A 15,976-nucleotide genomic window follows, 5' to 3' on the forward strand; every position below is an offset into this window, starting at 1 on the left:
CATGATGTCGGCATAGATAAGGATCAAAAGCCACTTTTTACTATGGACTTCAAGCGAGGTCAAAATCTCGCCAGTTGGCGATCGGCGCAGACAATTATAGACCTGGAACAATGTCTGGATATCTTTTTAACTATCTGTGATAGCTATTGAACACGCTCATTCAAAAGGTATCATCCACCTTGATCTCAAGCCGGAAAACATTCAACTCTATTCCTTTTCCGAAATAGTCGTCTGTGATTGGGGCATGGGTCAAAAAATATCTGCTTCAGAAATCAGTTCACTTATAGAAATCTCTGACTTTTCAGAAGCGACTGAGAGTACTATTGGCGGCACACCCGGCTTTATGGCTCCAGAGCAAATAAGGCAGGATGAAACTCCTGCGGAAGGCGCCGATATATATGGACTTGGGGCCCTTCTTTATTATCTGGTCTGTGGAGAAAGGTGCCATGAGGGGAAATCGGCGGAGGCGCTTATAAAGTCTACTTTGGAAAATACCCCTAGAGAATTACGTGAGCGCTTTCCCAATCTTAAAACTTCCAAAACTCTTGACCGGATCATCCAGCGCTGCTTACAGCTGAAAGTTTGTGATCGCTACCAATCAGTTAAAGCCATTATTGATGACTTGCGTTCATTTATAAAACTGCGACCAACGAGTTTAGAAAAGGAAAATAAACTCTTCTGCGCCTGGCTATTCTATAAGAGACAAAACTTACTTTGTAACCTGGCCCTTGTCATCTTGCTTACTGTAAGTCTAAGTATCAACTGGTTTTCTCAGAGGATTCAGGCCGAAACCCAGCAACGTCAACTTCAGGAAGTCAGAGCCTTAAAAGCTGAAAACAAGGCTCTTCTTGCAGAGGATGAAATTCAGCGCAAAATTAAAGAGATTTTCAAAATTAGAGACCAAAGCCGCGAACAAAAAAAAGCCAAGGCTGACGAACTTAATGAACTTGTAGTCAGTATTAAATCCAGAACTGTGTATGTAAAAACCATGGAAGCGGTCAGTATCATGGAAGACTTATCAAGCTTGGCTTTAACACTGGATCCTGACTCTCATATGGCAAAACACCAAATTGCCGAAGTTCATTTCATTCAGCTCAACACAGCTAAAACCAAGAAAATGCTCAAGCACTATACTCCGGATTCAGACGAGCTTCTGCAAGTCTTTCAAGACTGCCCATCGTTGAAGTTCACCAGACACAAGCGTCCATCAAAGCAACAAGTCATAGATTTCTTAAAAGCTATGAATTACAATGAGGTGGGGCACATCTTAGCACAGCGGGTCGTTTTATACGATTACGAAATACGCAGTCGATCAAGAAAATTTAAGGGTTACGAGGGTGTCATCCAAGCTTATTTTGAAGCTGGAGGCAAAGCCATACAATCTTTTGCCTATGATTACAATAAAGCTGCTCGTCATTTAACTCTTGAGGGCAACAATGAAGATAAGAATAATCCTCCACCAAGACTTTTCTTAACTCGATTCCTTGATCTGGATACTCTTGTTCTCAAGGGTGATTTTTGCAATTTAATGGGCTTAACAAACGCTAAAATCACCACGTTGGATCTTTCTCAACATATGCCGATACCGACTATAAAAATGAATCATTGCCTCACTAACCACCCTACTCTCAAGACAATCATTTTAAAAGACGGAAGCTACCCCGAATCAGTCATCAAGCGACTAAGCAGCTTTTACGAACTTAAATTTGTCCCCTAGTTACAGTCGTAATTTAGCTCAAGCTCAGCATGAAAAAAGATCATTCGCTGCCCCAAACAGTTCTTTTTCCTGTATTAAGTACTGAGACCTAGGTTTTATAAATCCAACAAAGTATTCACAAGCAGGTATCGTTTGCGAATTTCCTGATGATAGTAAATATTTTATAATCAAAAAAAGTTTATTCAGCTGTAAAGAAATAAGTTCAGGTCTCCGTGCTTATTCACAACAGTCTTCTACAATCAAAAAAAAGTATAGAAAAAAAATTATGAATCCACTCAAAACCCCAATAGGAAACTCGATGATAATAAGACTCAACTTTATTGCCAATCTGGCACTTTAGAAACTTTGCAAACAATGAAGATTTAATCATGATCAAACAATTTATGCTATTAATGTTACTGCTGGCGGTGGGTAGTTCAGCTGACGATCGCCTCGCCCACGACGAGATCAGCCTGCTTTCCCCGGAGAACGGTGCAACCCTATACCTGCCCCACCCTCACCTTCACTGGCAAAAGGAAGCCGGCGCGAACATTGAGGACCGCTATCAGGTTCAGATATCCCAGGACGAGGATTTTCAAAAACTGCTAATTGATGATTCACTCGAAGTGGTTTCGCGACTGGTTTGCGCAAAGCCGCTATCAATCGGGACCTATTTCTGGCGTGTTCGCAGAGAGGGGAAAAAGTCTTGGTCAAAGGTTTTTTCCTTCACTCGCGGCAAATCTAAAGAGTACCTAGTTAAGAAGGGATCCACAACTCAAGAAATTGCGGCCGTACTCAAAGAAGCCGCCGGCAACACCCCGGCCAAACTTATCTTTGAGCCGGGAGATTATCATATCACTAAGATGATTCCACTGCGTAAGGTCAAGGACCTGATCATTGACGGAAGCGGCTCTACTCTAACGATCAAAGACAGGTTTCTGGATCTCAAAAACTGCGCTGACATCACCGTGTGTAACATGGTGGTGACGCCTGAACATGTGGCTAGCACAAACGTCGATATACTGGCGGTAGACCCGGACGCCGGCACGCTCACGGTGCAGGTCCAGCCGGGATTTCCTGAAGACTTTCGCTCTTATTTCCCAGCTGGCAAAAGCGGCAATACAATCATGCGCGTCGTTGATGAGGCCAACCAGGGTCGCGCCCTCGCCGGATGGGGATCTGCTGGCAAGCACATGGAGGAGCTGGGCGAGCGTCGTTATCGCATCCACGGTTTGAAAGCCAAGGAACTTGAAAAAATCCGTCCCGGGATGGTTGCCTATGCGAAGACCTATAGGGGGGGCTTTGGGAAAGTGAATTACGTGACGAGGATCACGCTCAGCAAGGTCAATTTTATGGGAATGGGCGGTACCATTTGGCTTGGAGGTGGAGGTGAAACGGAAGCTAAATCCTGTCTCTCCTGCGCATTTCTACCGCTGTCTCCTGAGTACTATACCGGGGCATCAGGCGTGATCGGTGGAGGTAGGATCGGATCGTGGTACGAAGACTGCCGTTTTGAAATGGGCGCCGACGACAACACTATGGATCACATGTTTCCATTGCCCGTCGCCAACATCCAGGGCAATGTAGCCACCCTCAAGTATCCATGGCCGTGGCCGCAGGATATCCATAAAGGCGACACATTTGTTCTGTGGGACTGCATGAACGGTGAGAAGGGACGGGCTACTAACGTTACCATCATGGAGGTCCAGGACGCCGGCGGCAAACCGATGGTGATCAAAGAGCTGAATTTCCAAGCCCCGCGACGTCTGGTGCTGTCGAAAAACGCGGCGGAGTTGAACCGCGAGTTGGGTCGGCCGGAAGATGCCTCGTTCCTTTCTCCGGGCAAGACAAATCTTGCGTTGAACAGTATGCTGCTCATACGCTTATCACATAACAACCAGGACTTTGTCTTTCGCCGCAACAAAGTGCTCGGCGGCAGCGCCGGTATGCTCAACAACTCCACTCGCGCCTTAGTTGCCGAAAACACTTTCAAGAACCTTCGCGGACCGGCCGTGCACGCCGGGTTTTGCTCAGGCCCCAAAGCGTTTCCGTTAGAAGGCTGTGGCTCAAGGGACTACGTCATCCGTGACAACACGATGGAGAACTGTGGACGCAACTCCATTAGCGTCAGATCCGATTCCGGCTTCGGCGGCAACATTATTATCAAGAACAATACGATACGTTACAGCGCCGACTGGGCGCCCTGGAATTCCATCGGCGTGTCGGGCGATATCAAAGGGGTCATCGTAAAGGACAATCTGTTCCAGAGCGCGAGCCCCCCCGAGCGAGGGGGGTGGATCTATTCGAATCTGAATAGTTACGCGGTTCAGCACAGCAATAACCGCTTCGATCCGCCGCACCCCAATGTGCCGATGGTTAAAAAAAGGAAGCCACCAAAGAAGAAAAAGAAGTAAGAATAAGAAGCCTATTCAACAGTATTCGCGGGGGAACGTTGGCTTGGATTTCTCCCAAGTTGATGGTATATAGCGGCTTCCATAACATCAGATAATCAGGATTTATATCTGAATCAAAGCGCTTCTTTGTACAGTCGTTCGAAGGCCCAAGAAAAAAGGAGAAAAACTATGATAAAAATTAAAATTACAACCTTGATGGTGAGCATCCTTTTTTGTGGCGTCGTTGTATCGCAATCCCTAGCCGCCTCAGATGATGCGACCAGCACGGTCACCGCTACTAAGAACCTTGTAGATCCGGACGAGGTAATCACCGGATTCGATTCCCGTGTTGAGAGTATGTTCAAAGCTGAATCGGGAAATCCGTTGGTGCGGGCAAAAAAGAATCCGCCGCTCAAGCCTGGACGCGGCAACTATGTTCGGCACTACTCGTATTCCATGGTCGCGTACGCGGCTCGCTGCCTTTACTTGAACGAGTCCTTGGAGCCAGCGAACGCGGCTTTGGTGGAGAACGCTCAGCACTATATTGACAATCCACTGGATGTAAATGACCGCGATAGTTTTCATTGGCACGCCTCCGAGGTGATGCGGCTACTGGAGATGTACGGACCGAAGGGTACGGCGGCTCCGGGCCGGCTATCTGAGGCAACCGTGGATATTTGCCTGAAGCCCATTTTTATGTATGCGGATGAATTTTCAAACCGCTGGGAATACAAGAAATCGAAGACCTGGCACATCTATGAGTCCGAGAATCACCATGCGATGAGTTTCTCCACCTGTTGGCAGTTCGCCCGGATTGCAAGGAACCATCCGGAATATAAGGATATAGAATACGGCAGCTTTACACCCGCCCAGCATTACGATGCCTGGAACGAATATTTCGTTGCCTACTGCCTGGAGCGGGCACGGAAAGGGATGTTTGTTGAGATGATGTCTGGCGGCTATAACAGCACGTTGATCAAGGGCATCTACAACTTCTACGACTTCGGTGAACCCGAAGTAAAGAGAGCGGCTGGGCTGTTACTGGATCTTTATTTCGCCTATTTTGCCCAAGAGCAGATGGACGGCATTCAGGGCGGTGGCCAATCCCGAATCTATTTCCAGAAAGGTCTGCATAGCAAACCCGCACACGGAATCATAGAACTGGCGTGGTATTATTTCGGTATTGGGGAGGTTCCTGCCGTGAGCGGTCATGACCTCAACGCGGCCCTGAGCGACTACCGGCCGCCGGCGGTCGTGGTCGATCTCGCACTCGATGTTACGGGGCGCGGTCGTTACGAAGTGAAACAATTTCCAAGAGGGCTGGGGCAGTCGGGCGACCGCAATCCGTATCGAATGATGGTGGACAATGGCGGTATTCAACGCTACAGCTATTGCGATCCAGCCTTCATTCTGGGAACTCCGATGGTTGCAGCCCGCCCGCTTGAGGACTGGGCGGCGATCAGTTCCCAGAACCGTTGGCAGGGGGTGATCTTTTCGGGTGAGACGCCATCCCGGATCGTCCCAATCCCCCGACCCATAGATAATAGGGTGGCCCTCAACGGCTTCTGGTCGGTGCAACGCAAGGGCTGTCTGATCACGCAGAAGCTCAAGTCAAATAGACATGCAGCTGAGATGATCGTCTGGATGAGTAAAGATGGACTCAGTAAACCGGTTGAAGAAGAGGGAATTCTTTTTGTCGAAGCGCCCGGGGCTTACGCGGCGGTGCGGGTGGGTCAGAACGGATACACGCTGGACGAAAAGGATTTTTGCTGGACGGACTCTGCTGGCGCCGCACGCACGGTCCCATCGGGATGGATCATCACGCCGAAGGACGAGTATGCGCCGGTAATCCTGGAAGTGATGGCGAAGACCGACGTCAAAAATTTCGACGACTTCAAGCAGAAGGTGAAAGGGTGCAAACCCCAAACCAACGGAACCGTATTGAGCTATCGGTCGATCTATGGCGACACGCTCACGCTGGATACATCGTACGAACAGACCCCGACGGTGAATGGAGAATCGATCAATTACAGCAAACCCAAGATGGCTTTCGACAGTCCGTTCCTTGAATCCGAATACGACAGCGGCGTCGTGACGATCCAAAAGGGCAAGCGGAAGCGGGTGTTGGATTTTAATAAAATCAAGAGAGAGTCTGTGACGCCTATAACGATCGGACTCATCGGCGATTCCACTGTCGCCTCCACTTACGGCTGGGGGCCCGGCTTTGCCGACCGTATGCGCAAAGAGGGAACGGTCCTCAATTTCGCTCGGAACGGAGCGACTCTTGGTTCGCTCTCCAAATCATTGGGTTCGCTCCTCAAGAAGAAGCCGAACTATGTGCTGATCCAGTTCGGGCATAATGATATGAAGCGTTATGGAACTGAGGATTACAGCAAGAAACTGCGAAACTACGTTGAACGGATTCGAAAAGCCGGCGCCCAGCCGGTCATTCTCAGTTCTGTGACCCGTCGTTCGATGGATTCCGACGGGCAGATCGTTCATCACGCCATCAAGGGGCGGCGACTCTCGCAGTACGGCGAGGCGGCCGGAGCGCTCGCTCGTGAAATGGGGGTGCCTTTCGTGGATCTGCTCCATCTCAGTGTCGAACAACACAACCGCGTGGGACCCGAGGTTGTTTCGACCTATAATTTTGTCGAAGGGGATCGAACCCACTTCAGCCCTGCAGGCGAAAAGGTTGTTGCCGACCTCGTCCTGAAAGAGATCGGGACGCGGATTCCAGAATTGGCTCCCTATATTCTGCAAGAGCCGGCAGGACCTCGAGTGAGAAAGCCCTTGAGCCAGAAATTCGAGACGATTCTGTTTAATGATGCAGAGAGTGGAGCGTGGCAAGAAAGCTTCTTCGATCTCTGCACCGCAGACTGGAAGAAAAAGTGGTTTCTCGATGGCCATGTCGGTACGGTCGAGACCGATAAAGACGGCATGACCCTGACAGCGGGAAAAGAATGGAAAAATGATGCGCACCACATGGTGTTGTGGAGCAGGGAGGCATTCAAAGCTGATCTGAAGATCGAATACGATTGGACCCGGCTTGAAGATGAGAATCGTGGCGTGAACATCCTTTATGTTCAGGCCACTGGAAGCGGCAAGGCACCCTATACCGAAGACATCAGCCGCTGGAATGATCTGCGCCAAGTGCCAGCCATGAAGGTCTATTACAACAACATGAATACCTACCATATCAGTTATGCCGCCTTTGGAAATGATGGAAAGCCGAGCAGCTCCTACATCCGCGGTCGGCGCTATATGCCCAACAAAACCGGTCTGAAAGGGAGCAATCTTTGGCCTGAGTATGCATCGAACACCCTTTTCGCAAAGGGAGTGCAGCATCACATCACTATTATCAAGGCGGATCGAGGGCTGTTTATGCGGATCGAGAATTCCAATGAGACCTTCTACTGTCATATGGATAACACCGATCTGCCAATCATCACCGAAGGTCGTATCGGGTTGCGCCATATGTTCACCCGCTCGTCGCGCTACAAAAACTTGCGCATCAGTACTAAAAAGGAAATGGAGGCTAAATAATGAAAACAATTGTAGCTTTATGCATCTTCCTTGCTGGTTGTTTAACAGGCTTGGCTCAAACTGAAACCATCCAAGCAATCAGCCAGACGGATCAGCATCAACCCCGGCCTAATGTGATCGTTATTTTATGCGATGACCTGGGATACGGTGAACTGCCTGTTTACCGTAAGCTGTACAAAGGAAGCAAGGATATTCAGACGGCGATTGGTTCTTTCACCCCAAATATCGACCAGTTGGCGAAAGATGGTGTTGTCTGCACCCGGGCTTACGGTAACAACACATGCTCGCCATCAAGAATGTCTCTCTTGAGTGGAAAGTGGCCGACACGGAAGATCAGGCTGGGCGAGCACAGCTTGATCGGGAGATATATGCGTCAGCGTGGCCTCAAGACTGCTCACTATGGGAAATATCACCATCCCGTTGAGAAGGAAATCACTATTCCCTATCATAAGGAATTCCTCGAGTTTGATGAATTCCTTGGCTTCGAAGCAATGACCAATTATTTCCGCAAAGCTGGCGAAAAAGTAGCCCCGAGGAAGAATTCCCCGATCACTTACCGGGTCGGAAGTAAAACGATCGACTTTCAGTTCAAGAAAGAGGGAGAGTACCTTACAGACACTCTAACCGATCTCTCCGTCGACTTCATTGAGCGCTGCGCTGAGGATAAGAAGCCCTTTTTTGTATACATCCCCTTTAACGCACCGCACGCTCCCATACAAGCAAAGCCCGAAGATCTAAAAACTCTGTTCCCGAAACGTAAGATTGGAAAAACTGGGAAAGACAATAATCGCGAACGTATTATGGCGATGGTCTATGCCGTGGACCGCGGACTTGGTAGGATTATCAAAACACTGGAGAAAACTGGACAGCTCGATAACACCCTCATCATCTTTACCGGCGATAATGGTGGCGAACAAAACCTGTCTCTAAGCTATCCTATGCACGGCTTCAAGCACGAGCCCTTTGACGGTGGAATCCGCGTACCCTATATCGTGTGGTCAAAACCCCTGCAGAACTCCGAATCGAAACCCGACTACTATGATGGTCTCGTCTCGCTCTGTGACATTCTGCCTACGTCCTTGAAGTATGTGGATCCGTCAACGGAACTTGCTTCCCTGAAAAGCGACGGCACCGATATCATGCCTTACCTTATGGGCAAGGAGCCACCGTTAAAGGGGCGTGCCTATATCAATTTGCGCACCCTCAACCACAGGTCCAACACCTGGAAAGGGGGTCGGGACACCAAGGGTAAAACCATCGGCTCCTGTATAGCTCTTCTCGTTGATGATTGTAAGCTTATGAGACTGGCTCAGGACGAGAAGAAACAGGAAGAATATTCGTATGCATTTCATCATCTACCGAATATGATTGGTAAGGATCGGCCCAAAGCGGAACTGAAAGAAGACTACTACGAGAGCACCGACAATAATCATCCGGAGAAGAAGAAAACGATGATCAAACAACTTGAAAAGCTTCTTGAAGGAACAAACCTCGACTGATAGCGAAAGGAACAATACCGTAAACCACGCCAAGAAAAATCAGTGCCATGGGAAAAAACTTCTACCTGCTTAAACCTACAAAACGCATATAATAGAAAATCAATATAAAACTAGGCCTTACATGAAAACAAAATCCCTACTTGTCGCTGCAACGGTAGCCCTATTCTCTCCTTTCATTTTTGCGGAGAACGCAAAACCCAACGTTATCCTCATTATGGCCGATGACCTCGGCTGGGGCGATACAGGATTTAACGGCAGTAAAGTCATCAAAACACCTCACCTCGACCAAATGGCCGCAGAAGGCCTCCAACTCGATCGCTTTTATTCGGCTTCAAGTGTCTGTTCCCCCACGCGCGCTAGTGTCCTCACAGGTCGCAACCCCTACCGTACAGGCGTCCCCACTGCCAATCAAGGCTTCCTACGCCCAGAAGAAATCGCCCTCCCCGAAGTCCTTAAAGAACAAGGCTATGCAACAGGCCACTTCGGTAAATGGCACTTAGGAACTCTGACTCACACAGAAAAAGATTCCAATCGTGGCAAACCCGGCAACACAAAAGAATTTAACCCACCTAAACTTCATGGTTACGAGGATGCCTTCGTAACAGAAGCTAAAGTACCCACTTACGACCCCATGATTAAACCAAAAAACTTCGATAAAGGAGAATCTTTAAAGTTCGGTTGGGAGTATATCAAAGAAGGCGAAGAATCAGAACAATACGGAGCTTTCTACTGGGATATCGAGGGCAAGAAAGTCACTGACAATCTCAAAGGCGATGATAGCCGCGTCATTATGGATCGCGTTCTTCCCTTTATTGACCAAGCGGTCGCTGACGAAAAACCCTTCCTCTCCGTTGTTTGGTTTCACACACCTCATCTCCCTTGCGTAGCTGGTCCCCGTCACCAAGAAATGTATAAAGGTCACCCCATCCACCTCCGCAACTACGCGGGTTGTGTCACAGCCATGGATGAACAAATTGGCCGCCTCAGAAAACACCTTGCCGATAAAGGCGTCGCAGACAACACCATGATTTGGTTCTGCTCTGATAACGGACCCGAAAGTGCTAACCGCCCCGACAATGGTAGCGCCGGTCACTTCCGCGGTCGCAAGCGCGACCTCTACGAAGGTGGCGTTCGCGTTCCTGCCGTCATGGTTTGGCCTGCGAAAGTTAAAAAAGCCCGTAAAATCTCTGAACCCTGTATTACTTCGGACTACATGCCCACAATTCTCGATGCTCTCGGCATCCCCCACCCCCAAGCTTCTTACGCAACTGACGGCCGTTCACTCATGCCGATTATTAACAATGAAGATTTTACAAGAGACAAAGAAATCGGCATCATGTTTAACAAGCGCATTGTCTGGCACAAAGGCAACTTCAAACTTCTCTCTTATGATGGCGGTAAAAAATATAAACTCTATAACCTGGTCAATGACCCTTCGGAAAAATCGGATCTCGCCGCTAAAAAACCCGAGCTCGTAGAAGCACTCAAAAAAGATATGCTTGCTTGGCATGAATCAGTAAAAAGCAGCTACGAGGGTTCTGAGTACGGAACAAAGTCCCTTAAACGCCTCGGTCGTCCCTGGAGTTCTCCACTAAGCGCTAAAGCCAAAAAGAATAAATCTAAAAAGGAAAAGAAGTAATGATCAAATCCCTGTTCACTCTCTTCATTTTTTGTGGCTTAGCGCTCCAAGCTCGTGAAGCCACAGACAAACCCAATATCATTTTTGTCCTCTTGGATGACCTCGGCAAAGAATGGATCAACTGTTATGGAGGTGAAAACATCAAAACACCTCGCATCGATCAATTAGCTGAACAAGGTTTAAAATTTGATAATGCCTACTCCATGCCTCAGTGCACACCGAGCCGTGTCTCCTTCATGACCGGCCAATACCCCTATCGTAGTGGTTGGGTGAATCACTGGGACTCTCCACGTTGGGGCGCTGCTTACTACGACTGGAATAAAAACCCTTCAATTGCCCGCACCATGCAATCTGTCGGCTACACAACTGCCGTCGCCGGCAAATGGCAACTCAACGATTTCCGCATTCACCCCGATGCCATGGTTAAGCACGGTTTCGATGACTACTGCATGTGGACTGGCGGTGAAGGTTCAAAAGATAAAAAGCATAAAAACATCAGTAATCAACGCTACTGGAATCCCTATATCCACACTAAAGAAGGCAGCAAAACCTACCCCGGTAAATTTGGTCCCGATATCTACAATCAATTCTTACTCGATTTTATCAGCGAAAACAAAGACAAACCTTTTTTCATCTATTACCCCATGGCTTTGCCTCATGGCCCTCTCGTTCACACCCCTCTGAAACCTAATGTCAAAGATAAATATGCGAAACACAAAGCTATGGTTCACTACATTGATCTGCTCACTGGAAAGCTCGTCGACCACCTCAACGATCTGAAAATTCGCGAAAACACCATCATTGTTTGGACTTGTGATAATGGCACTTCGGGTGGCATCAATAACAATATGAATGGACGCGAAGTAAAAGGTGGCAAAACTCAAACTACTGAGAATGGCGTCAATGCCCCATTCATCGTTAGTTGCCCGGGACTCATTCCTGAAGGAAAAACCTCCAAAGCGATTGTCGACTTCACCGATATGCACCAAACTTTTGCGGACTTCGCAGGGGCTAAACTCGATCCCAACTATACGTATGATGGTAAATCTGCCAAAGAAGTCTTTCTTGGCGCACCTAAAGGTCAACGCGAATGGATCATGGCCATGGGCTCACACCCTGCACGTATGACTGACAAGGGAGTTGAAAACGTCTATTATTTCCGCGATCGCGTCGTTCGCGATACTCGCTACAAACTCTTTATTAGCACTGACCGCAAAGCAGAAAAACTTTACGACCTCGAGAAAGATCCTGCGGAACTCAATGACTTAATCAATAACCCAGAATATAAAGCGGTACTCGATCGCTTGAGTCAAGCCATCGAAACTTTTCCTGAGACTGATAACGATCCCACTTACACTAAACTTGATACTAATCCTTGGGGCAAGAAAGCCACTTTCCCCTCAAAGATCCACAAGCAAGGTCACCCCGATCAGCCAGAAAAATTTAAAGTCAAAGCAATATCTAAAAAGAAAAAGCCTAAAAAGGAGAAAAAATGAAATACAATTTTTACATTTTAAGTGCGTTCATGTTCTTAATAGTCAGTATAAACGCTGAGCAAAAGAAGCCGAATATTATTATCTTCTTTGCCGATGATTTGGGCTATGGAGAACTCGGTTGTCAGGGGAATGATGAAGTCCCTACACCGCATATTGACTCTATTGCAAAAAATGGCGTGCGCTTCACCGATGGTTATGTGACTGCACCAGTCTGCGCGCCATCGCGAGCCGGCTTCATGAGCGGACGTCACCAATCGCGTTTTGGCTGGAATATAAATGTTATGCCACACACCATACCGCATTCTGAATTTGGCATTCCTTCGTCTGAAACAACGATTGCCGAACGCATGAAAGGTGCCGGCTATCGCACAGGCTTAATTGGTAAATGGCATCTGGGTTCACGCAAAGACTTCAATCCGGTTCACCATGGCTTTGACTATTTCTTCGGCTTCGCTCATGAAGGTCGTTACTTTGTGCGTCCGCCTTACCAGGGCGCTACCAGCCTTATCCGTAAAAAGAAATTACCCATAGGGGCTCAAAATCATCGCTGGTACTCCCCGGAGAAGAAGCTTATCTATCATGACATTATGCGATCTGATGAGCCGCGGTACGATCTCCATAATCCTATGCTTCGTGGCGAAGATATTGTTGAAGAAAAGCGCTACCTGACAGACGCTTTTACTGACGAAGCGCTTCAATTTATTGATCGTGAAAAAGAAAAACCTTTCTTTCTCTTCTTATCCTACAATGCCGTTCATAGCCCGCTACAGGGTGCCGATGCGTACATGGAAAAGATGAAGCACATCTCTGATATTCACCGTCGTATTTTTGCTGCTATGCTATCAAATCTGGATGATAGTATTGGTACTGTTCTAGCTAAATTAAGAGAAGAAAAACTCGAGGAAAACACTCTCATCTTTTTCCTCAGTGATAATGGCGGTCCCACTAAAGAATTGACCTCAAGCAACAGCCCTTTGAAAGGCTTTAAAGGACAGTTTTTTGAAGGTGGTATTCGCGTGCCGTTTCTGGCTCAGTGGAAAGGGACAATCCCTGCGGGACAGACTTATAAGCACCCGGTGATGTCTTTGGATATTTACGCCAGTGCCGCAGCTCAGGCAGGTCTAAAATTAACTTCAAAAGAAACCGACGGAGTGGACCTGGTGCCATTTCTTAAAGAACAAAAAACAGCTATCCCTCATAAACAATTGTTCTGGGATTTCAAAACAGATGGCGCTTTTCGTGAAGGAGATTGGAAGATCGTCAAGTTCAAAAATAAATGGTCTCTCTTCAATTTAGCTAAGGATATTTCTGAAGAAAATAATCTTTCAAAAAAAGAGCCAGAGAAGTTCAAAGACTTATTGGCAAAATGGACGGCTCTAAGAGAAACAATGCCTGTTTATAAGCCACTTAAGAGAACGAAAAAGAAATGAAAACCACTCTTCTTTTACTCTTCCTTTTCACCAGATTGCTCTCGGCAGATAACAAGAAGCCCAATATCGTCTTCTTTTTTACTGACGACCAGACCAGCAGCAGCCTGGGCTGCTATGGAAATGAAATTGCTCAAACGCCCAATATCGATAAACTGGCAAGCCAGGGAACGCGCTTTACCAACGCCTTTGTCAGTCAATCCATCTGTTGGGCCAGCAGAACCACCATCCTCACCGGGCTTACCGGCCGCAGTTTCGGAACTCCGAAAGGGGCACGGTCGGACGCAGTAAAGGAACTGTACAGCGATATCCTTCGCAACCATGGTTACCGAACCGGCTACTATGGGAAATGGCATGCCAAGATGCCAAAGGGCTGGAAAAAGAAGGCTCACTTTGATAAGTTCGGAGAAATTTTCAGACGGCCCTTTTACAAAAAACAGCCGGATGGCAGTCTGCGGCATGAAACGGAATTGATTGTCGACCGCGGCATTTCTTTCCTCAAGAGTCAGCCCAAAGATAAACCGTTTGCCTTGAACCTGTGGTTTAACGCCTGTCACGCCGAAGACCAGGATCGCCGCCCCGGCATTGGACACTTTCCCTGGCCGCGGGCTGTTGACGGCATGTATGACGATGTGGACTTCAAAGCACCCCGCCTGAATGACCCCGCCATTTTTGAGAGCCACCCAGAGTTTTTTCAGACAACCATAAACCGGACTCGCTACTTCTGGCGCTGGAATACACCGCAAAAGTATCAGACCAACATGAGAGCCTACTACCGCATGGTGACAGGTATTGATGTTGCCATCGGCAGGTTTATGAAGGCACTGGAAGACGCTGGTCTGGCGGACAACACCATTATCGTTTATTCCGCCGACAATGGCTACTACCTGGGCAACCGCGGCTTTGCCGGAAAATGGTCTCACTACGAGGAGTCACTGCGCGTGCCGCTGATCATCATGGACCCAAGGGTCCCAAATAAACAAAAGGGCAAAGTCGTCGACTCCATGGCACTGAATCTTGACTTCCCGGCCACTTTTCTGGATTGGGCCGGTGCCAGGATACCTGACCGGTATCAGGGACACAGTTTAGAAGCTCTGGTGAGCACCGGGGAAGCAAAAAACTGGCGAACGGAAACCTTCCATGAGTTCTTTTCCGGACGAGCCAGGAACCCGGCATTCGAAGGCATCCGCAATGCCAATTATAAATATGCCCGCTATTTCGATAATGGGGATTATGAGTTTTTACACGACTTAAGAAAAGATCCAGATGAATTGCTTAACCTGGCAAAGGATCCGGAATATAAAAAAGTGCTGGAACAGATGCGCCAGCGTACAACAGAAAGAGTCAAAGAACTGGGTGGCCCTCTTGCTCCATTGAAAGAAAAGAAGGTCCAATCCACAGCGCCCTTTCCCAAGGCAAGCGCTTATATTTCTCACACACAAGATGCAAATGGTTTTGTATCTCTGTTCGACGGCAAAAACTTAAAAGGCTGGGCCGGAGACAGTGATTACTGGACGGTGAAAAACGGCGCCATTACTGGCACCACAGATGGATCTCTGAAGAAAAGTACCTTTCTAAGTTGGAAGGGCTCGACGATCCGCAATTTTGATCTGCGCCTGAAAGTTAAGATAAGTTCCGGCGGAAACAGTGGTATTCAATACCGCGCCTTTTCACGTCCGGACCTAGGCCTCTACGACGTCTCCGGATACCAATGTGACATCGTCCCGGACAAACCGGCATACAACGGTATGCTTTATGAAGAAAAAGGTCGCGGAATCCTTTCGCGCAGCGGTGAAAAGGTGATCGTTGACCATGAAGCACAGCCATGGGTCGTCGGCAAACTTCCCCTACAGGACTTTCAATCAGATCAGTGGCACGAATACCGCATCGTCGTTAAAGGGAATCATCATCAACATTGGATTGATGGTCACCAGACCGCAGACGTGATTGACCTGGATTCAAATGGACGATCCCTTGAAGGAATTCTCGCTTTACAGCTTCATGCGAAGCTAAAAATGACTGTTCAATTCAAAGATATTCGCATCAAGCATTTCGACGACGACCTGCCTCTATTGAAAAACTCAAACGCTCCTATTCCGGCAAGCGCCTACTCGGTGAAACCTTTGGGGAAGTTGCCGGCTGATTGGCAACCGACGATTTATGGCGAGCGATGATTACCAGCCACGGACCAGGGCATCGGGGCGCACCACCATAGGCGTTCGCGCGGGAAGTTGTACTGATAACGGCGCGTTGGAATTGAACCTGATCAAATAAATTGGA

General features: G+C 48.1%; 8 protein-coding genes. All 8 read left to right on the plus strand.

The features are described 5' to 3' along the window. The first annotated feature begins 136 nt into the window (after positions 1-136). The gene (locus PQO01_RS09305) at positions 137-1,717 is read left to right on the plus strand and encodes a protein kinase domain-containing protein (protein ID WP_274313741.1); all 1,581 of its coding nucleotides are present in this window, start codon (positions 137-139) and stop codon (positions 1,715-1,717) included. A 368-nt stretch (positions 1,718-2,085) separates the two neighbouring features. Next, a complete protein-coding gene (locus PQO01_RS09310; protein WP_274313742.1) occupies positions 2,086-4,110 on the plus strand; it encodes a right-handed parallel beta-helix repeat-containing protein in 2,025 nt (674 codons plus the stop codon). A gap of 168 nt (positions 4,111-4,278) precedes the next feature. Then, positions 4,279-7,635, plus strand: coding sequence for a DUF1961 family protein (locus PQO01_RS09315; protein ID WP_274313743.1), 3,357 nt, complete (start codon positions 4,279-4,281; stop codon positions 7,633-7,635). Then, on the plus strand, positions 7,635-9,134 hold the full coding sequence (locus PQO01_RS09320; RefSeq protein ID WP_274313744.1) for a sulfatase family protein: 1,500 nt from the start codon (positions 7,635-7,637) through the stop codon (positions 9,132-9,134). The genes PQO01_RS09315 and PQO01_RS09320 overlap by 1 nt, the downstream gene beginning before the upstream one ends. 121 nt (positions 9,135-9,255) lie before the next feature. Then, on the plus strand, positions 9,256-10,773 hold the full coding sequence (locus PQO01_RS09325; RefSeq protein WP_274313745.1) for a sulfatase family protein: 1,518 nt from the start codon (positions 9,256-9,258) through the stop codon (positions 10,771-10,773). Further along, positions 10,773-12,269, plus strand: a complete 1,497-nt coding sequence (locus PQO01_RS09330; RefSeq protein ID WP_274313746.1) for a sulfatase-like hydrolase/transferase — start codon at positions 10,773-10,775, stop codon at positions 12,267-12,269. The genes PQO01_RS09325 and PQO01_RS09330 overlap by 1 nt, the downstream gene beginning before the upstream one ends. Beyond that, positions 12,266-13,699: a sulfatase-like hydrolase/transferase gene (locus tag PQO01_RS09335; RefSeq protein ID WP_274313747.1), complete on the plus strand. Its 1,434-nt coding sequence runs from the start codon at positions 12,266-12,268 to the stop codon at positions 13,697-13,699. The genes PQO01_RS09330 and PQO01_RS09335 overlap by 4 nt, the downstream gene beginning before the upstream one ends. Next, positions 13,696-15,870, plus strand: coding sequence for a sulfatase-like hydrolase/transferase (locus PQO01_RS09340; RefSeq protein ID WP_274313748.1), 2,175 nt, complete (start codon positions 13,696-13,698; stop codon positions 15,868-15,870). Before PQO01_RS09335 ends, PQO01_RS09340 begins: the two co-directional genes overlap by 4 nt. The last annotated feature ends 106 nt before the right edge of the window (positions 15,871-15,976 follow it).

This window comes from Lentisphaera marina, from assembly GCF_028745505.1.
Lineage (GTDB): Bacteria > Verrucomicrobiota > Lentisphaeria > Lentisphaerales > Lentisphaeraceae > Lentisphaera > Lentisphaera marina.

What these genes read in the sequence shown, in the direction of transcription:
- PQO01_RS09310 (WP_274313742.1), top strand. Translation starts at nt 2,086, where the DNA reads ATGATCAAACAATTTATGCTATTAATGTTACTGCTGGCGGTGGGTAGT.
- PQO01_RS09315 (WP_274313743.1), top strand. Translation starts at nt 4,279, where the DNA reads ATGATAAAAATTAAAATTACAACCTTGATGGTGAGCATCCTTTTTTGT.
- PQO01_RS09320 (WP_274313744.1), top strand. Translation starts at nt 7,635, where the DNA reads ATGAAAACAATTGTAGCTTTATGCATCTTCCTTGCTGGTTGTTTAACA.
- PQO01_RS09325 (WP_274313745.1), top strand. Translation starts at nt 9,256, where the DNA reads ATGAAAACAAAATCCCTACTTGTCGCTGCAACGGTAGCCCTATTCTCT.
- PQO01_RS09330 (WP_274313746.1), top strand. Translation starts at nt 10,773, where the DNA reads ATGATCAAATCCCTGTTCACTCTCTTCATTTTTTGTGGCTTAGCGCTC.
- PQO01_RS09335 (WP_274313747.1), top strand. Translation starts at nt 12,266, where the DNA reads ATGAAATACAATTTTTACATTTTAAGTGCGTTCATGTTCTTAATAGTC.
- PQO01_RS09340 (WP_274313748.1), top strand. Translation starts at nt 13,696, where the DNA reads ATGAAAACCACTCTTCTTTTACTCTTCCTTTTCACCAGATTGCTCTCG.